This is a genomic window from Paenibacillus humicola, assembly GCF_028826105.1.
Classification (GTDB): Bacteria; Bacillota; Bacilli; order Paenibacillales; family Paenibacillaceae; genus Paenibacillus_Z; species Paenibacillus_Z humicola.
Genome location: NZ_JAQGPL010000001.1, coordinates 3,698,082 through 3,723,543, shown reverse-complemented (window position 1 = coordinate 3,723,543; position 25,462 = coordinate 3,698,082). Strand labels below are relative to the sequence as shown.

27 protein-coding genes are annotated in these 25,462 nt (G+C 59.3%); 21 read left to right on the top strand and 6 right to left on the bottom strand.

Annotated elements, in window-relative coordinates; translation table 11 throughout:
* Window positions 1-21 precede the first annotated feature (21 nt).
* Window positions 22-960 carry a hypothetical protein gene (locus PD282_RS17300; RefSeq protein WP_274651890.1) on the top strand — a complete coding sequence of 313 codons (939 nt, stop codon included), beginning with the start codon at window positions 22-24 and terminating at the stop codon, window positions 958-960.
* Window positions 961-1,013: 53 nt separating this feature from the next.
* On the opposite strand, the gene PD282_RS17295 is transcribed toward PD282_RS17300, so the two are convergent.
* On the bottom strand, window positions 1,014-2,885 hold the full coding sequence (locus tag PD282_RS17295; RefSeq protein ID WP_274651889.1) for a S8 family peptidase: 1,872 nt from the start codon (window positions 2,883-2,885) through the stop codon (window positions 1,014-1,016).
* Window positions 2,886-3,075: 190 nt separating this feature from the next.
* Here PD282_RS17295 and PD282_RS17290 point away from each other — a divergent pair, with 190 nt between their 5' ends.
* The 6 genes from PD282_RS17290 (at window position 3,076) to thiI (ending at window position 7,667) form a co-directional block, all read left to right on the top strand.
* Complete coding sequence (locus PD282_RS17290; protein WP_274651888.1) at window positions 3,076-3,576, top strand: YpuI family protein; 501 nt, start codon at window positions 3,076-3,078, stop codon at window positions 3,574-3,576.
* A gap of 53 nt (window positions 3,577-3,629) precedes the next feature.
* Window positions 3,630-3,842 carry a DUF1540 domain-containing protein gene (locus PD282_RS17285; RefSeq protein ID WP_274651887.1) on the top strand — a complete coding sequence of 71 codons (213 nt, stop codon included), beginning with the start codon at window positions 3,630-3,632 and terminating at the stop codon, window positions 3,840-3,842.
* A 6-nt stretch (window positions 3,843-3,848) separates the two neighbouring features.
* Complete coding sequence (locus tag PD282_RS17280) at window positions 3,849-4,238, top strand: hypothetical protein (protein WP_274651886.1); 390 nt, start codon at window positions 3,849-3,851, stop codon at window positions 4,236-4,238.
* A 160-nt stretch (window positions 4,239-4,398) separates the two neighbouring features.
* Window positions 4,399-5,121 carry a lytic transglycosylase domain-containing protein gene (locus PD282_RS17275; protein ID WP_274651885.1) on the top strand — a complete coding sequence of 241 codons (723 nt, stop codon included), beginning with the start codon at window positions 4,399-4,401 and terminating at the stop codon, window positions 5,119-5,121.
* 129 nt (window positions 5,122-5,250) lie between these two features.
* Entirely contained in the window at window positions 5,251-6,450 is a 1,200-nt protein-coding gene (locus tag PD282_RS17270) for a cysteine desulfurase family protein (RefSeq protein ID WP_274655295.1), read from the top strand.
* On the top strand, window positions 6,447-7,667 hold the full coding sequence (gene thiI, locus PD282_RS17265) for a tRNA uracil 4-sulfurtransferase ThiI (protein WP_274651884.1): 1,221 nt from the start codon (window positions 6,447-6,449) through the stop codon (window positions 7,665-7,667). The genes PD282_RS17270 and thiI overlap by 4 nt, the downstream gene beginning before the upstream one ends.
* Before the next feature lie 31 nt (window positions 7,668-7,698).
* Here thiI and PD282_RS17260 read toward each other — a convergent pair whose 3' ends face one another.
* On the bottom strand, window positions 7,699-8,400 hold the full coding sequence (locus PD282_RS17260; RefSeq protein ID WP_274655293.1) for a TerC family protein: 702 nt from the start codon (window positions 8,398-8,400) through the stop codon (window positions 7,699-7,701).
* Window positions 8,401-8,777: 377 nt separating this feature from the next.
* Between PD282_RS17260 and PD282_RS17255 the strand changes: the two genes are divergently transcribed.
* The 7 genes from PD282_RS17255 (at window position 8,778) to PD282_RS17225 (ending at window position 14,396) form a co-directional block, all read left to right on the top strand.
* Entirely contained in the window at window positions 8,778-9,440 is a 663-nt protein-coding gene (locus tag PD282_RS17255) for a TerC family protein (RefSeq protein ID WP_274651883.1), read from the top strand.
* A gap of 250 nt (window positions 9,441-9,690) precedes the next feature.
* Entirely contained in the window at window positions 9,691-10,173 is a 483-nt protein-coding gene (locus tag PD282_RS17250; RefSeq protein WP_274651882.1) for a hypothetical protein, read from the top strand.
* A gap of 66 nt (window positions 10,174-10,239) precedes the next feature.
* Window positions 10,240-12,081: a translational GTPase TypA gene (typA, locus tag PD282_RS17245; RefSeq protein ID WP_274651881.1), complete on the top strand. Its 1,842-nt coding sequence runs from the start codon at window positions 10,240-10,242 to the stop codon at window positions 12,079-12,081.
* Between the two features lie 66 nt (window positions 12,082-12,147).
* The gene (locus PD282_RS17240; protein ID WP_274651880.1) at window positions 12,148-12,450 is read left to right on the top strand and encodes a YlaH-like family protein; all 303 of its coding nucleotides are present in this window, start codon (window positions 12,148-12,150) and stop codon (window positions 12,448-12,450) included.
* 59 nt (window positions 12,451-12,509) lie between these two features.
* Window positions 12,510-12,785, top strand: coding sequence for a hypothetical protein (locus PD282_RS17235; RefSeq protein WP_274651879.1), 276 nt, complete (start codon window positions 12,510-12,512; stop codon window positions 12,783-12,785).
* 123 nt (window positions 12,786-12,908) lie between these two features.
* A complete protein-coding gene (locus PD282_RS17230; protein WP_274651878.1) occupies window positions 12,909-13,859 on the top strand; it encodes an LCP family protein in 951 nt (316 codons plus the stop codon).
* Window positions 13,860-13,943: 84 nt separating this feature from the next.
* Entirely contained in the window at window positions 13,944-14,396 is a 453-nt protein-coding gene (locus PD282_RS17225; protein ID WP_274651877.1) for a pyridoxamine 5'-phosphate oxidase family protein, read from the top strand.
* A gap of 46 nt (window positions 14,397-14,442) precedes the next feature.
* On the opposite strand, the gene PD282_RS17220 is transcribed toward PD282_RS17225, so the two are convergent.
* Window positions 14,443-14,988 carry a YhcN/YlaJ family sporulation lipoprotein gene (locus PD282_RS17220; RefSeq protein WP_274651876.1) on the bottom strand — a complete coding sequence of 182 codons (546 nt, stop codon included), beginning with the start codon at window positions 14,986-14,988 and terminating at the stop codon, window positions 14,443-14,445.
* Window positions 14,989-15,095: 107 nt separating this feature from the next.
* On the opposite strand from PD282_RS17220, the gene PD282_RS17215 reads away from it, so the two are divergent.
* Complete coding sequence (locus tag PD282_RS17215; protein ID WP_274651875.1) at window positions 15,096-16,427, top strand: PhoH family protein; 1,332 nt, start codon at window positions 15,096-15,098, stop codon at window positions 16,425-16,427.
* Between the two features lie 35 nt (window positions 16,428-16,462).
* Here PD282_RS17215 and PD282_RS17210 read toward each other — a convergent pair whose 3' ends face one another.
* Window positions 16,463-16,954 (bottom strand): hypothetical protein, encoded by a 492-nt coding sequence (locus tag PD282_RS17210; RefSeq protein ID WP_274651874.1) that lies wholly within the window; start codon window positions 16,952-16,954, stop codon window positions 16,463-16,465.
* 197 nt (window positions 16,955-17,151) lie between these two features.
* On the opposite strand from PD282_RS17210, the gene PD282_RS17205 reads away from it, so the two are divergent.
* Window positions 17,152-18,447: an ABC transporter substrate-binding protein gene (locus tag PD282_RS17205; protein ID WP_274651873.1), complete on the top strand. Its 1,296-nt coding sequence runs from the start codon at window positions 17,152-17,154 to the stop codon at window positions 18,445-18,447.
* On the opposite strand, the gene PD282_RS17200 is transcribed toward PD282_RS17205, so the two are convergent.
* Window positions 18,437-19,525, bottom strand: coding sequence for a coiled-coil domain-containing protein (locus tag PD282_RS17200; RefSeq protein WP_274651872.1), 1,089 nt, complete (start codon window positions 19,523-19,525; stop codon window positions 18,437-18,439). The genes PD282_RS17205 and PD282_RS17200 overlap by 11 nt on opposite strands.
* A gap of 122 nt (window positions 19,526-19,647) precedes the next feature.
* Here PD282_RS17200 and PD282_RS17195 point away from each other — a divergent pair, with 122 nt between their 5' ends.
* On the top strand, window positions 19,648-20,829 hold the full coding sequence (locus PD282_RS17195) for a class I SAM-dependent methyltransferase (protein ID WP_274651871.1): 1,182 nt from the start codon (window positions 19,648-19,650) through the stop codon (window positions 20,827-20,829).
* A 98-nt stretch (window positions 20,830-20,927) separates the two neighbouring features.
* On the opposite strand, the gene PD282_RS17190 is transcribed toward PD282_RS17195, so the two are convergent.
* Window positions 20,928-21,164: a DUF2626 domain-containing protein gene (locus PD282_RS17190; protein ID WP_274651870.1), complete on the bottom strand. Its 237-nt coding sequence runs from the start codon at window positions 21,162-21,164 to the stop codon at window positions 20,928-20,930.
* A 268-nt stretch (window positions 21,165-21,432) separates the two neighbouring features.
* Here PD282_RS17190 and PD282_RS17185 point away from each other — a divergent pair, with 268 nt between their 5' ends.
* The 4 genes from PD282_RS17185 to bshC all read left to right on the top strand — a co-directional run bounded on the left by PD282_RS17185 (window position 21,433) and on the right by bshC (window position 25,454).
* The gene (locus PD282_RS17185; RefSeq protein ID WP_274651869.1) at window positions 21,433-22,077 is read left to right on the top strand and encodes an RsfA family transcriptional regulator; all 645 of its coding nucleotides are present in this window, start codon (window positions 21,433-21,435) and stop codon (window positions 22,075-22,077) included.
* 169 nt (window positions 22,078-22,246) lie between these two features.
* Entirely contained in the window at window positions 22,247-23,182 is a 936-nt protein-coding gene (locus tag PD282_RS17180) for a ketopantoate reductase family protein (RefSeq protein WP_274655290.1), read from the top strand.
* A gap of 30 nt (window positions 23,183-23,212) precedes the next feature.
* A complete protein-coding gene (locus tag PD282_RS17175; RefSeq protein ID WP_274651868.1) occupies window positions 23,213-23,608 on the top strand; it encodes a DUF3397 domain-containing protein in 396 nt (131 codons plus the stop codon).
* Between the two features lie 157 nt (window positions 23,609-23,765).
* Window positions 23,766-25,454: a bacillithiol biosynthesis cysteine-adding enzyme BshC gene (gene bshC, locus PD282_RS17170; protein ID WP_274651867.1), complete on the top strand. Its 1,689-nt coding sequence runs from the start codon at window positions 23,766-23,768 to the stop codon at window positions 25,452-25,454.
* Window positions 25,455-25,462 lie beyond the last annotated feature (8 nt).

Here is a 25,462-nt window from a genome sequence, read left to right as displayed (position 1 = left end):
AAATCGAGGGGGGGACCCGGGATGGAAACAAATGATCATGGTCGGGGCAACCTGGAGAGGATCGTTCGAAAGCTGGGCGTCCGGCGGATCGTCGAGCTGCTGCGGGACCGGCTTTCCGGCTCCGACTTGAACACGCTGCTGCTGGAGCTGTTCCGGCAGAAGGCGGGGATGTCTTCGCCCGGCGATTTGCTCAGCCGGTACCGGTCCAATCGTTTCGTTCAGCCCGCTGCCGTCGACCCGCTCCGCCTGAAAAGGCTGGAGCTGGAGCTGCTGAGCCTTGCGGCGCGCTATCGCTTCGAGCCCGTCGAGCTGTCCCCGGTCGCTCCGCTTGGCGCCTGCTCGGCTGTGGCGCCCGTCGATCAGCACAAGGTGATTTCCGCACTGCGGGGAACGGAAGTGCTGTCGGACGCAACCAACATGCTCGCATTGCATAGCTGCGATCTGATCCGATCGGGTAAACGGGACCGTGAGGAAGATTTGATCCGGTTGTGCGCCACCCACCGGCACGTCAGGGCGCAGTTTTTCGGCGGCAAACCGGGGCTGCTTCCCCATTTTCACCTGTTCTGCATGGTTACTTCGGGCAAAGATACCGGGTCGTACCGCTTTGAAACGTTATCGTTTTGGGAGCATGTCCGGGTGTACCGGGACATTTTTGAATCCGTTTTCGCAGCCGATATGGAAATCGTTATAAGCGGTCGGGCCGGGTATACGGATCCGGACGGATTGGTGCGGCGAATTGTTCAGGAGGGAGAGGCTCTGACGGTGCCGGTATCGATTAAAGAACCGAATATGGAAAATCGCTACTATCGGGGCCTGCAGTTTACAATTCGCATCCGGCTGGGCGGCAGCGAGATCAATATCGGCGACGGCGGTTTTGTCGACTGGCCGCAGCAGCTGCTGGCAAACCGGAAAGAGCGGATGCTTATCAGCGCGATCGGCTTGGAGCGGTTTCTCGGCTGATCGACAAAAGCCCGGACGTTCCAATGAACGTGCCGGGCCGCTTGCCGCCGCGGTCAGCCTTTGCCGACCATCGCCTCATATTTGCGCATAATCCGCTGCAGCCGGCTTTCGACCTGCTGCGGATACTGCTCGATCGACTCGTTTGACGGGCTGGCCATTTCCAGCGCCCGCACAATGTCGATTTGGCCGTAGCCGAAATATTTGTCTTTGCCTTCGTCGCCGAGATCGAGCGAGGAGCGGCGCATAATGTCGTACACCTGCTCATTGCTGAGCGACGGATTGATCGACCGGATCAGTCCGGCCAGCGCCGCGACGTGCGGACTGGCCATCGATGTGCCGGACAAAGCGGCATACTGGCTGCCGGGATACGTGCTGGCGATGCTGTCGCCGGGAGCCGCAACGTCAATATAATCGCCGTAATTCGAGAACGACGATTTATTGCCGTTGGCATCGGTCGACGCCACCGCAAACACCTCCGGATAGGCCGCCGGGTAGCCCGGCCGTTCCGTATTATCGTTGCCGCTCGCCGCTACCAGGACGACGTCGCGGTCGTACGCATATTTGATGGCGTCGTGCAGAAATTGCGCCTGCGCATAGTTGCCGAGGCTCATGTTGATCACTTTGGCGCCGTGGTCCGTCGCCCAAATGATGCCCTCCGCCACCGTATAGGTCGAGCCCGCGCCGCTGTCGTCCAGCACTTTCACGGGAAGCACCTTGTTGTACCAGGACAGTCCGGCGACCCCTTCGTTGTTGTTGACGACCGCCGCGATGATGCCGGCGACGTGCGTGCCGTGCCCGACATCGTCCTCCGGCGGATTGCCGGGACTGACCAAATTCGTGCCTTCCGCCAGCTTGCCCTGCAGATCGGGGTGATCGGTCTGTACGCCGGTATCGAGCGTGGCCACGATGACCTTATCGCTGCCTTTGCCGATGCTCCAGCCCCGTTCGGTTTCAATCGTGGGCAAATTCCACTGGTATTCCGAATATAGCGCGTCGTTCGGCACGATCGGCTTCACATCGTTGGTTAAATACAAATAATGCGGCTCGACGTAGGACGGATTCCAACGGGACTGAAAATACCGGATCATCGGCTCGGCTTCCATTTTATCCGACTGGAAGACGTACGTGTACCCGAGCTTGCGGACGGAATTGGCGGAAACTTCGCGCTTCATCCGCTCCAGCTCGCGCTCCGACGGATGGCCCTTGAATTTGACGACCACCTCGTCGACCCGGTAATGGCTGGCGCTGCCGTTGTCCTCGCCGCTGTCCACGGTCGTGTCCCGAAGCGTGTTCGATTTTACCGATTCGATCTTGTATCTGCCTTCGGCGGGATACGGCACGACACGCAGATTGCGGCGCTGATGGCGCTCCACGTTCATGACGATGTCCTGCAGCAGAACGGCAACGATGCCGTCGCCCTTGCGCTTGCGGTCCGGGACGGCGATCACCATGTACCGGTGCCCGTTCGCTTCAATGGCGGGGGAAGCGTAAGTACGGCCTTGCGCGAGCTGTCCGCGGGCTAAAGCAAGCTGCCGTTTCAGCTCCCGGTTGTCGCCGGAGGGGAGCTTGCCGCCCGTCAATGTCCGGCCGTTCTGCCGCCACCAAACCGCCTTCATTTGCTTGTGCATCGCCATCATTCGGCGCAGCGCCTTCTCATCCCGGTCAGGCGCGGTTTTGCTTGACATCAGCTTATAAAAATTTTTCGAGCACTCCGTTTTGCACAGCGTTTCCGTCGCGTTCATGTCGTGCTGGACGGCCTGAAGCTTCAGATGCCGCTCGCTGCCGGCAACCGCCGCCTTCGGCGCCGGAGCCGGTCTTGCCGGCGGGGCGGTTCGTTCGCCGGTTCCGAACCAGGGCATGAGCGGGATGAGAAAAACGGCTGCCGCACACGCCGCAAACCAGCCGATCCACTTGCGTCGTCGCATTGGTGCTGCCTCCTCGGTTTGGACTAGGAATCAAGCCGAACCACGGCTTCTACGCCTTAGAATTCGGTGCCGCATCGCAAAATATACGGTTAACTGAGGCAACAGGCAGTACCATCGATATGTATTTTGTGGTACGATGTTGATGGCTTGTAGATATTGTGTTGAATGATGAAAGGGGAACTACCATATTATGCCATCGACCAATGTGAAACCGCTCAGCGAATCAACGAGAGACAAACTGAAATCGGCCATCGGCGATTTGGAAATATTTTTAAACGGGCATGCATTACCGCAGCTTGTCGGCGAGGATCAGGGAAACGAGGCGAGGCTTTTTTATAAAGGCCTGCTGTCGGATTTGCGCCATCTGCTCGTATTTTCGGAGGTCGCTTACGAAAAGCTGGGCGTGGTGCTCAGACGGCCGAATTTCGATCAAGACTTCGCCGAGCGCGCATTGTACGAGGTATACCACCAGTGCGTGAACGCGTTTTTCTATCCAAAAAACGAATGCTACTCGGAGGACGGGCGGTACGCCTATACGGGGCAGGACGCGATCCGCTTCCGCATGAAGCCGGTCCGCGAAGTACGGGATATCGTGCTGTCGGTATCCAAAATTTTCGAAGAGCTGCGCGACGATCTGTCGTATTACGAGAGCGACTATATGACGCAGCGCCGCATGCAGGGTCAAAAATAAGGCAGGGATAACGCACCCCCGGTACGGGAAACTTGATACCGGGGGTGATTTTTATGCCGAAAGGCGTAAGCTGCAGCGTTGCGAACTGCACGTATTGGGCACAAGGCAACCGGTGCAATGCCGACGAAATCATGATCGATATCGACAATCATGCAAGCAAGCCGCTGGACACGGAGTTCGCGCACGAAGTACTGGGCGAACAGCACCGGGATACGGCGCCGGAATCTTCAGCGACATGCTGTCACACATTCAAACCGAAGGAGTGAGACGGCATGGAGCATAATTCGGACTATCCCGAATATCCGGAGTACAAGCACCATTCCAAGCATTCCGCCGGGAACGAAACCCGCAGGCACAATGAGGAAATGGCGGAAGAGCTGGCCGTTCCCGCCCCCCGATCGGGAGGCCGGGTGCGCGTGCTTCAAGAGGACGCGGCGGAGAAAACGACCGACGCGGCGCGCGCGACGGGCTGGGCTGCGTTAGTCCTCGCGATTCTCTCCTGGATTGTATGGCCCGTACTGCTCGGCATTACGGCGGCGGTGGTCGGCTTTATCGCCTTCCGCCAGGGCAGCCGGGGGCTCGGCATTTGGTCGATGACGCTCGGTCTCATTGCGGCGGCGGCTTATTTGGTCCTGATCCCGTTTTATTACGCCGTAACCTGACGATCCAGGCTGCCATGCTCCCCGGCCGGCGGTTCGCGAAAGAGCCGCCGGCCGCAAGTGGCGGGCGCTGCGATTACATAGTGGCGGACAAGCTCAATACCGTGTAAAATAGTAGGTATCGTTTGGCACTTGATTGCACGGATGGAGGCGCTTTGGCCCGATGAGCATTGACCCGCGCATTTTATCTTCGCTGCTGCGGCTGCAGTTCATGCCGAGCTACAATTTGACCGGAACAACCGCGGACGCGGAGACGTTCGATACGGCGGAAAGCGGCGATCCGTTCGGATATCTGCTTCAGCAGCTGATTGCCGGCGGTACCGGTTCGCTTGACGGCTTGGAAAGCAGCGGTTCGGTTGGCGGTTTGACAGTTGCGCAAATGCCGGAGCTCGGCCTGCTGGCTCCGCTGGCCGCCCGCGGCATGGCCATGCCGTCCGGCTATGCGGAAGAAACCGGCGCGGACACGGCCGATTTCGAAGACATCATCCAGGAAGCAGCCGCCAAATATCGGGTCGAGCCCTCTCTGATCAAGGCCGTGATCGATAACGAATCTTCCTTTCATCCGGAAGCGGTTTCGGCCGCGGGAGCGAAAGGGCTGATGCAGCTGATGGACGGAACGGCGCGAAGTCTCGGCGTCACCGATTCGTTCGATCCGCGGCAAAACATCGATGCTGGAACGCGCTATTTGTCGTATTTGATCGGCAAATACAGCGGCAGCATTCCAACGGCGCTGGCCGCTTATAACGCCGGACCGGGACGCGTCGACAGAGCCGGTATCCGCACCGGCGACGATCTGAACGCCAAGTTTTCGGCGCTGCCGGAGGAAACGCGGCGGTATGTGGCGAGCGTTATGGACGCCCGGGCGAGGTTCGGCTCGTCCATGTAGATTTGCCAGGCTTATCGTGAACGTCCGGAGATCGCGGGGAAGCGCCGAAGCATCGGTACACGCTTCTTACGTTGATCTTTTTATTTTGTCCGTCGCTGGCACGGGACGAAAGGAGCCCCTCTGATGACCATGTATTATTTCGACCATTGCGCCTCGACGCCGCCGCTTCCCGAGGTGATCCGCACGATGGCGGAGGTGATGGCCGAGCATTACGCGAACCCCTCCTCTCTCCACCGCGGGGGAGCGGAGGCGGCCAAGCTGCTGGAGCGCGCGCGCGCCGTTATCGCAGGCGCATTCGGCACGGAAGCCGGCGAATGGTTTTTTACGTCGGGCGGAACGGAAAGCAACAATTTGGCAGTTGTCGGAGCCGCCAGGCAGTACCGAAGCCGCGGAAACCATCTGATTACGTCGGCGGTCGAACATCCTTCCGTGCTGGAACCGTTCCGGATGCTGGAGCGCGAAGGCTTCCGCGTCACCTATCTTCCCGTCGACGGCTGCGGAGTCGTGTCTCCGGAGGCGGTTGAAGCCGCGTTGACGGACGAAACGACGCTGGTCAGCGTCATGCACGTGAACAACGAGGTGGGCTCCGTGCAGCCGCTTGCCGCCATCGGCAGCCTGCTGCACCGCCGCCCGCGAACCCTGTTTCACGTCGACGGCGTGCAAAGCATCGGCAAGCTCCCGGTCCGGCTGCGGGAATGGGGCGTCGACCTGCTGGCCGCTTCCGCGCATAAAGTCGGCGGTCCGCGGGGCATCGGCCTGCTTTACAAACGGGAAGGCGTTCGGCTTGCCCCGCTGATGGGCGGAGGAGGCCAGGAGGGCGGCGTTCGCCCCGGAACGGAAAATGTCCCTGCGATCGTCGCGGCGGCCAAAGCGTTCCGGCTCGCGGTCGAAAGCCAGAAGCAGCGCGCGGGGCGAATGTACCGGCTGCGCGGGAAGCTGCTGGCCTGCGTCGCGGCGATACCCGAGCTTGTCCTGAACGGCGGCGGCAGCGCCGACGACCCGGCAGGAACGGGAGGGTCGGAGGAGAAGGAACCGGCTGCGGCGCCGCATATCGTCCATTTTTCATATCCCGGCATGAAGCCGGAGGTGTTCGTCCATATGCTGGAGAAGCACCGGATACTCGCTTCGACGAAGTCCGCCTGCTCTTCGAAGGACGACAAGCCGAGCGCGGTGCTGGAAGCGATGGGAGCGGACCGGGAACGGGCAGCAAGCGGGATTCGCATCAGCTTCGGCGATGAGCACGGCGATGCCGAGCTGGAATGGCTGTGCGGCATGCTCGGGCAAGTCGTGAAGAAGCTGAAGCCATTGGAAAGGAAAATGAACGAATGAAAACCGATATGATTTTGGTCCGTTTCGGCGAACTGACGGTTAAGGGCCGCAACCGCGGACAATTCGAGAAACGGATGGTCGAGCAGGTTAAACGAATGCTGCGCCCGTTTCCGAACGCGTCAATCGAGCGGACGTACGGCCGGCTTTACATATCGCTGAACGGCGAAGCTTATGAGGAAATCGCGGCCAAACTGAAGGACGTATTCGGCATCGTGTCGTTCAGCCCTGTCCGCAGAACCGAGAGCGAGCTGGAGGCGATTCAGGCTGCCGCGGTGGACGTTATGCGCGCCCTTCCCAAAGAGCCGGAAACTTTCAAAGTGTCGGCCAGGCGGGTGCTGAAAGCTTTTCCGCACAATTCGCAGGAAATGAACCACTTGGTCGGTTCAAGCGTGCTGCGCGCGTTCCCCGCGCTCAAGGTGGATGTGCGGACGCCCGAGGTCGAGCTTCGCGTCGAAATTCAGCCGGAAGGCACTTATATTTTCAGCGAGGTCGTGCCGGGCGCCGGAGGGTTCCCGTTCGGCACGAACGGCAAAGCGATGCTGATGCTGTCCGGCGGCATCGACAGTCCGGTGGCGGGTTATTTGGCGATGCGCAAAGGGCTGGAGATTGAGGCGGTCCATTTTCACAGCTATCCGTTCACGAGCGAGCAGGCAAAGGAGAAGGTCATTGAGCTTGCCCGCAGGCTGGCGTATTACAGCGGAAAAGCGATCAAGCTGCATCTGGTGTCCTTCACGGAGATTCAGACGGCGTTTACGCAGTCCAATCAGGATCATCTGATCATTACGCTCATGCGGCGGTCGATGCTGCGCATCGCCGAGCGGCTGGCCGAACGGTCGGGCGCCCTCGGCATTGTGAGCGGGGACAGCCTCGGCCAAGTGGCGAGCCAGACGCTATCCAGCATGAACGTCATCGGACGGACGGTGGGACTGCCGCTGCTGCGGCCTTTGATCATGACGGACAAAAACGATATCATTCGCATGGCGGAGCGGATCGGGACGTATAAGACGTCGATTTTGCCCTATGAGGACTGCTGCACGCTGTTTGTGCCGAAATCGCCGAGCACGAACCCGAACCTGAAGGTGGTCGAAAAGGTCGAATCGTTCGTGCCGCGGCTTTCCGACATGATCGAGGAGGCGGTGGCGGGGACGGAAACGATTCACGTTTCCGAGCAAACGCCGGCCGGGCTGCTTTCGGCAGGCCGTGAAGACTGGTTTTAATTTGGCAGGAAAAAAAGCAGGAGATCCCGCTTCAGTGGGATTCCCTGCTTTTTTCGGTTGCGGCCTTGCGGCTCCGCGCGGTGTTCGTCCAAAGCCCGGCAAGCACGATGACGATGACGACCAGCACCATGAACGACCATTTGAACAAGCTGCTTTGGAGGAAGAACGCTTCGATTTTCGGTTCGTGCGTAATCATCTTCGCCGCCGTGTAAGCGAGAACGCCGGAGCCGATGTAGACGATCCACGGGAAGCGCTGAATGAGCCGGATGAACAGCGTGCTCCCCCAGACGACGATCGGAATGCTGATTAAAAGTCCGAGTATGACGAGCAGCGCATCGCCGTGCGCCGCCCCGGCGACCGCGATGACGTTGTCGAGGCCCATTGCCGCATCGGCGATAATAATCGTCCGTATCGATTGCAGCAGCGTGTTTCCGGCTTTAATATCCCCGTGTCCGCCATCGTCGACAAGCAGCTTGTACGCGATCCACAGCAGCAGGATACCGCCTCCGAGCATGAGCCACGGAATCTCCAGCAAATACACCACGAGCACCGTCGCGACGGCCCGAATGCCGACCGCGCCGAACGTACCCCAGATAACCGCCTTCTTCTGCTGGTCCTTCGGCAGCTTCCGGGCGGCCAGGCCGATGACGATCGCATTATCGCCGGCCAAGATCAAATCGATGAATACGATGGTCAGCAGAGCGGTAAAAAAATCGAGCGTAAACAATTCCATCCCTTTGTCCATCCCTTCCCGGCTTCTGAAAGTCAAAGGTTAATACGTTCCCCGCTGAAATTGGATTCAAAAATAAGGCACATAACTCGTCCAATTCGGACATACACGTTTCATAAGGGCAAATGAACGACCCGAAGCTTGAGCGGGAAATGGCTTCCCAAAGCCGCGCGGACCGTAATTATTTTTTGCGAAAACGTCTGAGCATATGCTTACGAAGCCGCGTTTTCCCTGAAAACGCCTGAGCGTATGCTTACGAAGCCGCGTTTTCTGCGAAAACGCCTGAGCGTATGCTTACGAAGCCGCGTTTTCTGCGAAAACGCCTGAGCATATGCTTACGAAGCCGCGTTTTCTGCGAAAACGCCTGAGGAGGGCCGAGATTGGAAAGCTTGCTCGTTTTTATCGAAATTGTGTTCATTAACGTCCTGCTCAGCGGAGACAACGCAGTCGTGATCGCGCTCGCGAGTCAGCAGCTTCCCCCAAAGCAGCGGAAAAAAGCGGTCTGGTGGGGGGCCGGCGTGGCCGTCGGACTGCGCTGCCTGCTTACGGTCGCGGCAATCACGCTGCTGAAAATCCCGTTCCTGCAGGCGGTCGGCGCCGTGCTCCTGTTTCTGATCGCGGTCAAGCTCGTCACCGATGCAGCCAGCCACCGCGGTGGAGAATCGCACCAGGTCGGCCGCGTCAGCACACTCGCCGGCGCGGTCCGGACGATCGTCGCGGCGGACTTCATCATGAGCCTCGACAACGTGCTGGCAATCGCCGCGGTTGCCGAAGGCGAGCCGATTCTGATGCTGCTCGGCATTGCGCTCAGCATTCCGATGATCATTTGGGGCAGCCAGCTGCTCGGCTCGCTGCTTCATCGATTTCCCTCCTTCGCCTATCTGGGCGGCGGCCTGCTCGGATATGCAGCCGGCGAAATGCTCGCGCACGATCCGGGCATCGTGCAGCTTGGCGTATCCGGCATGCACACCCTGCAGCAGGCCATTCCGTTATTTTGCGTTCCGCTGGTCATTATTGTCGCTCTGCTTCGCGCGCGCCGCTGAAGAGGGCGATTTTTTTTGGCGGAATGACGGCTTACACTGGTTTTTTGTTCCCCGTTCCTATACACTAGTAATGATAAAAATTCCGCTATCGGTGTCGATTCGGACGAAGCGGCTGTATCGCTTGCTTTCCGCACAGCCCTCTTTTCCAAAAGCAGGGATGGTTTCAGGCGCCCGCCGGAAGGCGGCCGGGCCGCTTGACCGGAATCGGGATCAGCCTCCGGTAAAAAAGTGTCGAGAGAAGGGAATCGCAATGTCGAAAAATCAATATGTCGTCGGTCTTCTTTTTTTGTTTGCCGGCGCTATTATTTTGCTTGGAAAGCTCGGCCTGTTCGCCTTTATCGGGACGAACTTCTGGCCGCTTTTCGTGCTGATTCCCGGCATTTTACTGCACGTGCTGTTTTTTGGCCGGCTCCTGCCCTCGGTCGTTCTCGTTCCGGGAGCGGTCTTGACGATAAGCTCGCTCGTCTTTTTCATTTGCATCGCTTTCGGTTGGAGCAATATGCAGTATTTGTGGCCTTTCTTCCTTTTCGGGGTCGCAGCCGGGCTTTACGAGTTTCACCTGTTCGAAATGTCGCATCCGAAATTCCCGCTGACGATCGCCATTGCGCTTGCGATTATCGCCGCCGCCTTTTTCTTCATTATGGTGTTTTGGGGCCTCACGCTTTATATCGTTGCCGCCGCGCTCATCATCGCCGGGGCGTTTCTGGTGGCGGGCCGCAGAGCCCGCTGGTAAACGGGTTTCGAACGTTTTGATTTGCCGATTCGATAAGACTAAACAAGTGGAGTGGATCAGAGAAACATGCAGGCCAGAGAAAACCTACGGAATATCGCCATCATCGCGCACGTCGACCATGGCAAAACGACGCTCGTCGACAAACTGCTGCAGCAGTCCGGAACGTTCCGGGAAAACGAAGCGGTTCAGGAGCGGGCGATGGACTCCAACGATTTGGAGAGGGAACGCGGCATTACGATTCTAGCGAAAAATACCGCCATCACGTATAAGGATTATTTGATCAATATCGTGGATACGCCGGGTCACGCCGATTTCGGCGGCGAGGTGGAGCGCATCATGAAAATGGTCGACGGCGTGCTGCTCGTCGTCGACGCCTTCGAGGGCTGCATGCCGCAGACGAAATTCGTGCTGCGCAAGGCGCTCGAGCACCAGCTGACGCCGATTGTCGTGCTGAACAAAATCGACCGCCCGAACGCCCGTCCCGCCGAGGTGGTGGACGAGGTGCTCGATCTGTTTATCGAGCTCGGAGCGAACGACGAGCAGCTCGATTTCCCCGTCGTTTACGCGTCGGCGCTGATGGGAACGTCGAGTCTCGATCCGGAGCGGCAGGACGGAGACATGCAGGCGCTTTACGAGACGATCGTCAGCCATATTCCGGCTCCGACCGAAAGCATGGAGCAGCCGCTGCAGTTTCTCGTCACGCTGCTCGACTACAACGAATATTTGGGCCGCATCGCCATCGGCCGCGTCAACAGGGGCAAAATCCGCCAAGGCCAGCCGGTCGCCGTCATGACGCGCGAAGGCGCGACGAAATCGGCCCGGATCGAGAAGCTGTTCGGCTTCCAGGGGCTGAAGCGGATCGAGATCGAAGAAGCGGGCGCGGGCGATATTGTGGCCATCGCCGGCATTAAAGAAATCAACATCGGCGAGACGATCGCCGATCCCGCGCATCCTGAAGCGCTGCCGGTGCTGAAGATCGATGAGCCGACGCTGCAGATGACGTTCCTCGTCAACAACAGCCCATTCGCCGGGCGCGAAGGCAAGTGGGTGACGTCGCGCAGGCTGCGCGAGCGTCTTTTCAAGGAGCTGGAAACGGACGTGGCGCTGCGCGTCGACGAAACGGACAGCCCGGACGCGTTCATCGTCTCCGGGCGCGGCGAGCTGCATCTCGGCATTTTGATCGAAAACATGCGCCGCGAAGGCTATGAGCTTCAAGTGTCCAAGCCGGAGGTTATTATTAAAGTGATCGACGGCGCGAAAATGGAGCCGTACGAGCGCCTGATTATCGATGTGCCGGAGGAAAGTACGGGCTCCGTCATGGAGAGCCTCGGCACGCGCAAAGCGGAAATGGTGAACATGGTCAATAACGGCACCGGTCAGGTCCGGCTTGAATTCGTCATTCCGTCGCGGGGGCTGATCGGCTACCGGACGCAGTTCCTGACGCTTACGCGCGGTTACGGCATTATGAACCATGCGTTCGACAGCTACGGACCGCTGGCCGGCGCTTCCGTAGGCGGGCGTCATCAGGGCGTGCTCGTCTCCAGCGAGAACGGCACCTCGACGTTCTACGGCATGCTGTCGGTGGAAGACCGGGGCATTTTGTTCCTCGAGCCCGGGACGGAGGTTTATGAAGGCATGATCGTCGGCGAGCACAACCGCGACACCGATATCATCGTCAATATATGTAAAGAGAAGCAGCTGACCAACGTCCGCTCGGCGACGAAGGAGGAAACGGTGCGGTTGAAAACGCCGGTTCTGTTCTCGCTCGAGCAGGCGCTCGAATATTTGAACGACGACGAATACTGCGAGGTCACGCCGAAGTCGATCCGTTTGCGTAAGAAAATTTTGAACAAAAGCGAACGCGAGCGCGCGGAGAAGCACCGCAAAATGGCGCAGTCCGGCGTATAACCGGCTGGAGGCGCGCTATTTACGAAGCCGCGTTTTCGATTGAAAACGCTGAGGAGGACTGCCCCCGTGCAGAGCTGGTTTCACAACCATCCGGTCATTTCGTACATCCTGATTTTGTGCTTCACGATTTATATATTCAATGCCGTGTTCCGAGTACAGCGGCTGCCGGTGCTGAAGGAAATTCTCGTGCATCTCATCATGGCTGTCGGCGCGTTCGTCCTGCTGGTGCTGCAAATCGACGAGCTGCCGATCATCCAGTGTATGTCGGTTGCCGTTGCGATGATGCTGCTGCTTCGCGGGAGACAGCTGTACGACCGGTGGAAAGGGAAAAACGGCAGTGCCGATGCCGAGGATGGCCGAAAAGCGTAGGATGATTTTGGCTGGAATGGGGATATTATCCGAAAGGCGGCCGAGGAGGGCATTGGCAGATGAGATTTGATGACGCTTTGTTCAATTGGCTGCAGATTCAGATCGTTGCGGATGCCCGCCCGGACGACCGGGCGGCGGCCGATACGAGAGATTTCTTTTTGCAGATTTTGCAGGAGGACCATGGCGTAACCGCCGTCAGCATCGAGAGCGCAGGCGGGGAGACGCTGAACGTGCGCTGCGATCGGGAAGGGCGCACGAACCTACATAAGTTTCCGAAGGAGGCTGGCGAGCGGCTGCTCGCCGATATTAACGCAAACCCGAAATACAATGAATAGAAGGTGGAAGCGATGGCAAGCAAATCTTCACTGCCCCCCAGATCCGCTTCACGATCTTCGAACGGTCCGAAAGGACCGAAACAGCCGAAACGCAGAAAAAAGATGCGCTGGATGCGTTTTGTCATGCTCCTGCTGCTGGTCGTGCTGGCCGGTATTGCGGGCACTTTGGGCTATTTCTATAAGCTTTCCAAAAATGCGATCGATACGATCACGACCGATGCGAATCCGGCAACCGTCATTCCGAAAGCGAAGTCCGTCGCCGTCAAGCCGGTCTCCATTATGCTGCTCGGCCTCGACACGCGCAAAGAAACGGGCAGCCTCAATACGGATGTCATGATGATCGCCGCCTTTAACCCGAAGACGAAGAAAGCGACGGTCATCTCGATCCCGAGAGATTCGAAAATTGAGCTCAGCGGGTATAACAGCCGTAAAGCGAACGCCTACTACGCCAATTTCCTGCGGGAAGCCGAGGATAAGACTTCAGATAAAGCCGAAGCCGACCGGACGGCGAAGCAGGGTCTGCGCAAAATGTTCGGCGAATTTTTCGGCATTCCGATCGATTACACGGCAACGATCAATTTTCAGGGCTTCGCCGACGTCGTCGACGCGCTTCACGGCGTCGATGTAAACGTCGATATGGATATGAATTACAACGATCATGCCGGACAGCCGGACGGCACGAGCATTCATCTCAAGAAGGGATTTCAACATCTGGACGGCGAAGAAGCGCTCGGGTTTGTCCGTTACCGCAAATCGAACGACGGGAAAAACATGTCCAGCGATTTCGACCGCAACCGGCGGCAAAGCGAGGTGCTCGGCGAAATCGCCGACAAGCTGAAGTCGCTCTCCGGGGTGACGAAAATTCCCGGCGTTATCAAAGCGGTGGGCAACAACATGAAGATGGACATTCCGTCCGGCGAGGTCCAGAAAATGATTACGACGTACTTCGGCATCAGCCGAAGCGACATCACGTTCATTCCGCTGGAGGGCACCTGGCGCAGTCCTTACGTCTATCTGGACGCCGATAAGCTGGAGCAGGCGAAGGCCGCGCTGCGGCAACAACTGGCGGATTGACGGGTAGCAAGTCAGCCTCGTACTATGGTATAATGTTTTCCAACGGAGCACCTTTCAACCGCTGCATAAAGGAGGGTTCTGCGGATGACCGAACTTGTCACTGCACTATCCGAAGAGGTCATGAATCAGCTGCGCAAGGAACCGTTCGTGCTTCTGCATACCGTCGATTCGGAAACGGGTTCGCCAACGTCAAGCGCCATCTCATGGATTTATCCGGCGAACGATAAGACGCTCCGGTTCGCGTTAGACGGCCGTTCGCGGCTCGCCGGGAATATGTCGGCTAAAGCGGACGTAAGCGTCACGGTATTCGCTCCCGGCATCGTCCAGACGGTGTACGGCCAAGCGAGACTCGTTACGGATGCGCTGGAGGACGTGCCGTTCAAGCTTGTCTGCTTCGACATTGCGATTGGCCATATCCGCGATGCGATGTACTACGGCGCGCGCTTGTCCCACCTGCCGGAATGCGAGAAAACGTACGACAAACGAGCTGCGGACAAACTTGACGGTCAAGTGTTTGCCGCCATGAAGAAAGCCTAGTGAATGGCTCACTAGGCTTTTTGTGTTTTTTAACGGACCGCCGGCTTTACAATTGCTTATCGATTTTCGTGCCGCTGCGGGTTTGAGGCTCCGCTTCCCGCTGTTCCGTGTTGCGGGGCAGCTGCGGGACGATCCGCCCGACGATGTCCGCCATCTCCTCGGCGAACCCGGCGATCGGCCGTCCGCGCCGGATATCGGCGCCGATTTCCTGCAGCCGCTGCGTCAAATCCATGTCCGCCGTTACGACCGCGTTTACGCCGTAAGGATCTTTGCGGAATGCTTCGGCCACCGCATATTTAAGGGTGCCGACCCGGGAGCGGTCCAGCTTGCCGTCCACGTCGATGCCGACGACCGCCGTATTGCCGAGTACGACGCAGTGCGCCCCTTGTACGCCGGGAATGCTTGCGGCGAGCCGTTCGAGATGGACCGTCACCTGTTCCGGACCGGCGACGTCCATTTCCCGGGGTACGCTCTGCTGCACGTGAACGCCGGCATTATTTTGAGGAGAGGGTGATGTTTCATTGCGGGCGACGGTACCGCAGCCGGCCGTCAGCAAGCTGAGAAAGAGAGCGGATAGGAACCATTTGTACATGAACCTCACCTGACCTTTCCTAGTCTGTACAGGTATAGCTTCACCAAGCGTGCAGCAGCCTATGTACGACACCAAAACCGATATTTCCAACGCCAGGAGGGCTCACGATGAAAAAAATATTCGTGCTGGACACCAATGTGCTGCTCCATGACCCGCAAGCGATCTTCGCCTTCGACGATAACGAGATCATAGTCCCGGCGGTGGTGTTGGAAGAAATTGATTCGAAGAAAAGGCTGGCCGACGAGCTCGGGCGCAACGCGCGTTCCGTCTCCCGGCTGCTCGATCATATGCGGGAAACCGGGCGGCTGCATGAAGGCATCCAGCTGAGCAGCGGCGGGCTTCTGCGAGTGGAGCTTAATCATCGGAGCTTTGTGCGGGTACAGGAAATGTTCGGCGAAATGACAAACGACAACCGCATTTTGGCGGTCGCCTTGAATTATTTTTTGGAGGAGCAGGAGAAGGAGCAGCCGCGGCCGGTCGTCATCGTCAGTAAAGATGTGCTTGTCCGGATCAAAGCGGACGTGCTTGGGCTGCAGGCGGAGGATTATTTGTCCGACCAGGTCGTGACGCCGTCGGAGGTGTACGCCGGCTACCTGACGCTGCTCGTGCATCCGTCGATTATCGATGAATTTTATACGTACCGATTTTTGACGATCAACAGCCTGCAGCTGAAATCGAAGCTCCACCCGAACGAATTCGTGATCCTCCGGGATGAGATGGGCACGTCCAAATCGGCGCTGCTCAAGGTGAGCCCGGATGGAGTGCGGCTGGAGCCGCTTTATATAAGCAACGATCCGGTGTGGGGGATCACGGCGCGCAATGCCCAGCAGCGGATGGCGCTCGAGCTGCTGCTGAATGACGACATTCCGCTCGTGACGCTGACCGGCAGGGCCGGAACCGGCAAGACGCTGCTGGCGCTGGCGGCGGGGCTGATGAAGGTGGAGGATGAGCATAAGTACAAGAAGCTGCTGATCGCCCGCCCCGTCGTCCCGATGGGCAAGGATATCGGCTATCTCCCGGGGGAGAAGGATGAGAAGCTGCGTCCGTGGATGCAGCCGATTTACGATAATTTGGAATACCTGTTCGATACGAAAAAATCCGGCGATATCGATAAAATTTTAATGGGGCTCGGGAGCATTCAAGTCGAAGCGCTGACCTATATCCGGGGACGGTCGATTCCGGGGCAGTTCATTATTATCGACGAAGCGCAAAACCTGACCCGTCACGAAGTGAAGACGATCGTGTCGCGCGTCGGCGAGGGGAGCAAAATCGTGCTGATGGGCGACCCGGAGCAGATCGACCATCCGTATCTCGATGCGATCAGCAACGGGCTGACGCATATTGTGGAGCGGTTCAAGGCGGAGAGCATCAGCGGCCACATCACCCTCGAGAAGGGCGAGCGGTCGAAGCTCGCCCAGCTGGCGGCCGAACTGCTGTAGAGACGCGGCGGGATAACCGCAGATGCCGCTGATCCTCAAAGGAGCTGCTTGGCTTGGCAGCCGTAAGCGCGGGCGACGCCTTCGAGCAGCTCGGCATGATGACGGCCGACGGCGAACAGCCGGCGGCCTTCTTCCTGTTTGCGGGCGAAAGCGAATTCCTCCGCCTGCAGCGACGCCTGATCCGGCTCCGCATCGTCCCCGGCGGGAACGATGGCAACGACGGCGGCAAGCTGCAGATCGATATAATGGCGGCCCGAGCGCGTGACGACGCCGAAGTCGGTGAATAGCCGTTCGTCGGCCGACCACGATTCGTCAAGCGGGGCCCATTCGCTGCGCTCGGTGCCGACCCGATAGCGGGAGACGAACTGCTCCACCGCGTCGGCATCCCCTTCGCCGGCCAGGAAAAGCAGCGTTTTGTCGCGGTCCACGAGCGGCGCCGCATCGGCGATTCCTTTGACGATTTGGGCGTAAAATCCAGGCAGCTTGCCTTCCGGAAGCTGCAGCTCGATGCCGATTAATTTTTCCATCGCGAGAACACCTCCATGTTCGGCCGGAGCTTTGAAGGTCTGGCCGCAGTACGGCTACTGCCATTATGCCCGAAGCGGCGATTCAAGGCAAATATGCGCGACCGCCGGACCGGACCGGCATCCGAATTGCGAGGCGACAGCGAAGCGGTTTCTTGCTACAATAACAGGTAGGACTTTAGAGGGAAAGGAAGGAAAAGGTGTCGCGGAGGAAATATACGCTGCTGCTGTTTGGCGTTTTTGCGCTTTGCGCCGTGCTGCTCGTTCCCATGCTGGATTCCGGGCCGAATGACGCTCCCGACCGCCTGCCTCCATCCGGCGGCCAGCCGCCGGCATCAAACCCGGCGAAAACGGCTGCGGTGACGATTCGGATCGGGATGGCCGTAGACAAGGCGGAGCTTCGTTACTGGCAGGAAGCCGACCGCAGATTCGAGACCGAACACCCGGATATTCGAATCCAGCTCGTCAATGTTCCCGCAAACGATGCGGTCTCGGAGTGGAAGAAGGCGTCGCAGATCGGCGATCCGTTCGATGTCATGCTTCTCGCAAGCCCGCAGGTCGCGGATTTCGCGGTGAACGGCTATTTGCTGCCCGTCGACGATTTGCTGGCCGGCATCGACTTATCCGACCAAATGGAAGCGCTCACAGAACCGGTCAAATGGAACGGTTCGCTGTGGGGCGTACCGTTCGACTATAATCCGGTTGTCACGGTGTGGAGTAACGCGCTGCTGAAAGAGGCGGGACTGAACGGGCCGCCCGCCGATTGGAATGCATTTACGGCCGCGGCGAAGAAGCTTGCTTCGCAGCGGCCCGATTTGGCCGCGGTGAACGTGGACCTGTCCGACCCCGCGGAAGCCGCCGCCTGGCTCGGCTCCTTCGACCCGAACGCCGGACAAACCGTCTGGCCCGGCCTCCTCGGCACCGCCGGGAAGCAGCAGCTGCGGTTCGCCGCTTCCCAAAGCCGCCTGGTCGCAAGTCTGGACCCGCATGCCCATGCGGCCGAGCTGCTGGAGCTGTTCCGTTCCGGCCGGCTGCTGTCTGCCGTTATGCCTTGGTCGGATTATACCGCGCTTGCCGGCAAAGCGCAGGGCACGCTCATTACAGGGGATAAACCGCGGCCGTCCGTATGGCCCGGCGGCCGCAGCCTGGTCATTTCGGCCCAGTCGCAGGCCCCCGCCGCTGCGGGCAGGTGGATTGGCGCCATGGCGTCGTCGGCGCAAGAGCTGGCGGGGTACAATACGCTGGGAACGCTGCCCGCGCGCAAATCGGCGTTTTCGCGGGCCGGCGGCAGGGCCGGGGCGGTCGGCCTGCCGGAAAAGCCGCAAGCGCTGCCGAAGCCTTTCCGGATCTCGGCCGACCCGCATTGGCCGGAGCGTTACCGCAAATGGTCGGCTCTGCTCGCGCCGCTGGCCGGCAGGACGCCGACTCCGTCCGAGACGGAACGTCTCATCCGCATATGGAACGAAGAAGGGGACGGCGGAGCCGCTACAAACTGACGGACAGCTGGACGATCAGCTTCCCGTCCTCGACCTGCACCGACTTCGTCCGCAGGAACGAGATAATGCTTTGCGGATAAAAGTTGAGGTCGAATTCCTGCTCCAGCGATTGCCTCGTCGTATCGGGGAGCGCGAGCCCGTTGAACAGCAGCTCGTCGACATGAAAGACGATCGTGCCTTTCGGATCGATCGTATAATGTCCGGTCAGCTTGACGGACAAATTGCCGTCCCTGCCGCTGACGACGACGGCGTCTTGAACGAAGGCGAAGGAAAAGTTATCGAACAGCTTGTTTTGGTTGCGCAGAAACGCATTCAGCTTGTCGTCCGGAATCGTCAGCGTATAGGTGAAGCCGTCGATTCGAAGCATGTCGCGGTTATCCTGAATCCACTGCGGCAGCTGGCTCATCGCGTCGTCGAGCGCCTGGAAATAGATGCGGACTTTGCCGATTCCGACGTTCTGCCAGTAATCGGTCATCTCCCGGATCATCTGCTTCAGCCGGTCCGCATCGGGACGGCTGTCGACGCTGCTGTCCACGTCCCGCTGGAGCTCAAGCACCCGCTGGCGCTGCGTCTGCAGCTGGGTCTGCACGCCCGCCAGCTCCGCCGACTGCCGATTCAGGTCCGCGACGGCCGATTTCAGCTTGCGGTATTCGGTTAAATATCCGTTCAGCGTCTGCCGGTCAGCGGAAAAAATCGTATCGAAATAGTCCAGTACGGCCATCCAATGGGACAAACTGTCAGCGGAAAATAACGCCGTCAGCAGAACGTCGCGGTCTCCTGTATAATAGGCCCGTAAGACGCGGCCCGCGTCTTCGCGCTTCTGGCTGACCCGCTTCTCCTGTCCGGCAAGGGCGGTGCGGGCCGACTCGAGCTTGGCGCCGAGCTTGGCCTGCTCGTCCGCGACCCGGGCGATTTCCTTGTCGATTTCGACGATGCTCAAACTTTTTTCGAGGATGGATTTGATCTGCCCGTCGTCCGGAGCCTGCGGCGCTTCGGCGTAAGCGGGACAGACCGCGGTCCAGAACGCCAGCGCCAGGCAGACGAAGAGGCCGATGCGCCGGCGAAGCTTGTCGCTCAAGCGGCTTCGCCCCCCTTTTTCGAAACATGACTTGTCCGTTTGCATGCCCTACTATATGCGGACATTCCTTTTAATATTTCTTTCGGGCGGCAAATCGGCCCCCGATACGGAGGCGACTTGACTTGAACGACGCGTTGACGGCGAAAATAGCGGCCGCGATCCGCCGCTCCGGAGCGGCGGGGCGGCCGGATCCGGGGACGGACGGCGGTGCGGACGAGCCCTGCATTACGTTTCGGGATTACATGGAAAGCTGCCTCTACGACCGCGACTTCGGCTATTACCGCACAGGCCGGGTACGAATCGGCCGGAACGGGGACTTTTATACGAGCTCCGCTGTCGGCACCGTGATGGGGGAGATGCTGGCGCGGTATTTCCTCCGTCTGGCGGGCGAGTTCGGCGGCGAGACCGATGCGGCGGAGTGGGGAGCGGGCACGGGCCGGCTGTCCCTGCACATGCTGAGTACGTGGGCGAATGCGGGATATCCGGGGCTTTCGTCGATGACCTATACGGTTGTCGACGGCAATCCCGTGCATTTGGAGGAGGCGGAGCGGACGATCCGTTCCGCGGCTTTGAAGGAAAAGCCCGGGTCGCTCCGCTTCCTGAGCGAAGCCGAAGCGGCGGAGGCGGATTGGAGAGGGAAGCCGGTCGTCGTCCTCGCGAACGAGCTGCTCGATGCGTTTCCCGTTCACCGCGTCGTACGAAAAAACGGGCGGCTGTGGGAGCTCGGCGTCGCCGTTAACGAAACCGCGGAAGCCGGCGCCGAAGCGGACGACCGGCCGTTTCGCTATGTCCGTATGCCCTTGTCCGATCCCCGGATCTCGAAGGCGCTGCAAAGCGACGGAATCCGCTTGGCGGAGGATCAGATCGCGGAGGTCCATCTGGACGCCGAGGCGTGGATCGCCCGGATGGCGGAGACGATCCGGCAAGGCGTATTGGTGCTCGTCGATTACGGCCACGAAGCGGCGGAGCTTGCGGCGCCGCACCGGATGCGCGGCACGCTGCTCTGCTACCGGAACCATCTCGCGGCCGACGACCCGCTGCGGTTTCCCGGCGAACAGGACATCACGGCGCACGTCAATTTTACCGCCTGCCGGAGGGCGGCGGAGGCGGCCGGCTGGCAGGTCGGCTATTACGGCACGCAGAAGCGCTTCCTGATTGAACAAGGCGTCCTGAACGGGCTTTCGGAACACGACGGACGCGATCCGTTCGGCGAAGCGGCCCGGCGCAACCGGTCGATTCGTCAGCTGCTGCTGAGCGACGGGATGAGCGAGACGTTCAAGGTGATGACCCTGATCAAACGATAACCGCCGGTCGCGGCCGGCAACGCGAAAAAAGGCTGCTCCGGTCAGCTTGTACGGACCTGGAGCAGCCTTTTTTGTCGGCGTTCGTTATGTAGCCGGGATCAGAACGGATTGCCCATTACAAATACCGACCAGTATGTGAACCCGAGAAACGCGACGACCATATACCCCCAGAACATCAGGATGTACGACCGTTCGGAAAAGTTCAAATATCCTAACAGGACGAACGCGGCGGCCTGGATAAAGAACAACAGCGCCATCTCTGTCAAATCGCCCGCAAAGGCCATCAGCGCGATTGCCAAGCACCAGAAGCCGAGCACCCGAAACATGCGTGCCATGATATCATCCCCCTCTCGCCAGACTGAGCCCGATTTCTATTGCCCATTATAACGGTTCAGGAAACGGCTGTAAACCTACCTCCGTGACGAAATGACAAACTTTTTGCCTTGACGCCCGGGGCTCTTATAAGTTTGCTTCATTCGTAATCAAAACATGTATGAGCCTCCAAAAAATTGGATATACAATTTAGTATCCGATAGATTCTATGAACTCTACCAAGGGCATAGAGATAAAGTAAGCGCCTAACGTTAGGAGGTTGTTGGTTGCATGACAGCAGTGAGACAAGATGCGTGGAGCCCGGATGACGATCTCATCCTCGCCGAGGTGACGCTGCGGCATATACGCGAAGGAAGCACGCAGCTCGCGGCGTTCGAAGAGGTTGGCGAACGAATCGGCCGGACTTCCGCAGCCTGCGGGTTCCGCTGGAACAGCTGCGTCCGCAAACAGTACGAGGAAGCGATCCAAATTGCGAAACAGCAGCGCCAAAAACGCAACTATATGAAAAAACAATCGTACGCCGCGCCGCACGTGTCGTCCGTCGGGACGGCCGAGGGGGAGGAACGGGCGTACAAGAACGACGCGGTTACGGAAGAATCGCTTTCCATCGATACGGTTATCCGCTTTTTGCGACAATGGAAAGGCACGTATCAGGAGCTTCATCGCCAGATCAAAGCGCTTGAGCGCGAGCTTCGCGACAAAGAAGAAGAGCTGTATTCGCTCCGCGAACATAACGAGAAGCTGATGAGCGAGGTCGACAACGTGCAGACGGACTATCGGGCCGTCAACGACGACTACAAGACGCTGATCCAGATTATGGACCGGGCAAGACGGCTGACGGTATTAAACGAAGAGGACGAGGCGAAGCCTCGCTTCAAAATGGATGCGAACGGCAACCTCGAGCGCATCGAATAACGGCAGAGCGCGGGCGGAAAATCCCGCTTCCCGTATGGGGAGCGGGATTTTTTGCGTTTGCATGGAAAGCGGCGGCGGCATTTTATCAGGCGGCGGTCCGTGGTACGATGATAGGATAAGGGAAGGAAAATATTTCGCCTGCCGGGCAGGGAGGAAAGAAGTCGTGCGAATGTTTATCGTAGGCGCAGGCGCGCTTGGGCTTTTGTATGCCGCCCGTCTGGCCAGGGACGGCGTCCCGGTGACGCTGCTGACGAGAACCCGGCAGCAGGCCGAGGCGATCCTGGAGCAGGGCGTGTCCCTGACGGACGAAAATGGGCGGACCGACCTGCGCATCGTCGCGCAGCCAATCGATGCCCTCAGGGACGGCGGCCGCGCCGTTCCGGCGTCGGAACGGGACTGGATCTGGCTGGCCGTGAAGCAGCCGCACATTAACGAGCCGCTGCTCGAAGCGCTGGGTAGGCTGGCGGCGAAGGGCTCCCCCGTGATCGCGCTGCAGAACGGAATCGGCCACCTGGACGTTCTCCGCGAGGCATTGCCGGACAGCCTGCTGCATGCCGCCGTTTCGACGGAAGGCGCGCTGAAAACCGGCGACTGCGCGGTCCGGCATACCGGGCACGGAAGCCTGACGTTCGGGCTGTGGCCCGGCGGCCGGACGGAAGACGGCGAAGCGCAAAAAATGTTGCTGCAAAAGCTCGAAGCGGCAGGAATCGCGGCCTTTCTGTCGAATGAGATGGGTAACCAGATCTACCGGAAATTGCTCGTCAACGCCGTTATTAACCCGCTCACCGCCCTGTTCGGAGTCACGAACGGCAGGCTGCCGGAGGAACCTGTCCGGCTCTCGCTGATGAAATCGCTGCACGCGGAAACGGAACGTATTCTGGAGTCCGCCGGGATGGAGCGCGACGCAAGCTCCTGGGACAGGCTGTTTGCGGTTTGCCGGCAAACGGCGGAGAACGAATCGTCGATGCTCCGGGACGTAAGAGCGGGACGGGGGACGGAGATCGACTGGATTAACGGCGGCGTCTCGCGGCTTGCGAGAAAATACCGGCTGCCTTCGCCGCTGAACGATGCGATGACGGCAATCGTAAAAGCGCTGATGACATAAGTCGCGGGAACGGAAGGAGCGGCCGTCAAAATGGGATGGATATGGGACCTACTGAGTCATGTCTACGCGTTTCTCGCGGTTGTGCCGGCCGCTCCTTTTTTGCTCATCTATTTCGGGTACGGCGCCTATACGGGCGACCGGAAGAAAGCGTTTCGAACGGCGATGGATATTACGACCGCCCTGCTGATCGGCTGCGTGGCGGTGCTCTTCAATTTTATCTTCCACAGTTCCTTCGGCCTGTACGGGATTCTGCTCATCCTGCTGATCGGGGGCGGCCTGCTCGGCAACCTGCAGTACCGAAGCAAAGGGATCGTCGACCTGAAGCGGATTTTCCGCGCGGTATGGCGGCTCGGTTTTTTTCTGATGAGCGTCTTTTACGTGCTGCTGATGTTTATCGGCATCGGGAAAAGCATTTTTACCCTGTAATGCACGGCTTTCGGATAATTGTCCGGTTTTCGGACTTGAAGCGCCTTCCCGACGGGAGGCGATTTTATTTTTTGACGCTTGGGTCACGGTTGTGTACAATAAATTCAAACTGCAATCATGACCGGATTTTTCCGGTCTTCACTTTATGGGGAAAGCGATGGGGAGAAGTTTGAAACTGCAAATGGAATTGGAGCCGGTTCGGCTGCCCGTATCGCAGCCGCTTGCTGACGCTTTCGTAAACCGGACCGATGCGCGGATCGAAGCGCTGTTCGGGTACCATCCCGCGGAAGCGTCCCACTGGACGCAAAGATTGGAATGGCTCGAGGCGCACCGGAACGACCGGGTTGCGCCGGATTTGCTGGCCGCGGCACTCCGGACATTCAACAAACGCTTCAACGGTTCGGATGCCGCTGTGAAGAGCATAGAAGCGATTGCCGCCGGCGCGCCTGTCATTGTCGGCGGCCAACAGGCGGGGCTGTGGACCGGTCCGCTGCTTGTCATTCATAAGGCCGTGACGATCCTGTCCGCCGCCCGTCATGCTTCCGATGCGACGGGACGGCCCGTTGTGCCGGTTTTCTGGATCGCCGGCGAGGACCACGACTGGGATGAAGCGAACCACGCCTTCATCGTTTCGCAGCAGTCCGACCTTGTGAAAATCGCACTGGATCGGCCCTCCGCCATGCGGAGCTCGGTGAGCCGGACGCGGCTTGCGCGCGAGGCGCTCGAAGCGGCCGTCGCCAAGCTGACCGATGCGCTGCAGGATACCGAGTTCAAGCCGGAGCTGATCGGCAAGCTGAAGGAATTCGCGCAGCGGTCGTCGTCGCTGACCGAATGGTTCGCCTTTATGATGGGATGGCTGTTCGGCGATCAGGGGCTGGTGCTGCTGGATGCCGACGACCCGGCGCTGCGCCGTCTGGAAGGACCGATGTTCCGGCGGATGATCGAACGGAACGACGAGCTGGAGCGGGCGTATTTACATAGCGCCGCAACGGTTCAAAGCTATGGCTACGGCCTGCAGGCGGACGTCGCGGAAGGCGGGGCGAACCTGTTCCTGTTCCGCGAGGAGCCGGCAGCGGATGCCTCGGGGGAAGCGGGAGCGGAACGGACGCTGCTCTTCAAGCGGGATGGCCGGTTCGTCAACCGCCGCGGCACGCTGGAGCTATCGCGCGAGGAGCTGCTCGCGGCGGCGGACGAGACGCCGGAGATGTTTAGCAACAACGTGCTGACCCGCCCGCTCATGCAGGACTATGTCCTGCCCGTGCTGGGCACCGTGCTCGGCTCAGGGGAAATCGCCTATTGGACACTGACGGCGGAAGCGTTCCGCACCATGGGCATGCAGATGCCGATTATCGTGCCGCGCATGTCGTTTACGCTGATCGACGGGACTTCCGCCAAGTTTATGAAGAAGTTTGGCCTGTCGCTGGAGGACGTCGCGCTTCGTTTCGAGGAGCGGAAGGAGCAGTGGCTGAAGGAACAGGATGAGCTGGACATCGACGGTTCGTTCGAAGAAGCAAAGCGCCGTTTCGCGGAGCTGTACGAACCGGTCATCGGTCTTGCGGCCGCCGTCCAGGGCGGGATGGCCGAGCTGGGCGAGAAGAACAAGCTCAAAATCGTCGAGCAGATCGGCTATTTGCAGGCCCGGACGAAGGATGCGCATGCGAAACGATACGAAGCGATCATCCGCCAGCTGGACGGCATCGCGCTCGCCCTTTGGCCGGACGGGAAGCCGCAGGAACGGGTCGTCAACGCCGGCGTATACTGGAACAGGTACGGCAGCGCATGGATCGGCCGGCTGCTGGAAGCGCCTTTCGAGCCGTGCGGCAGCCACCGGATCGTATACCTATAGAATAGAAG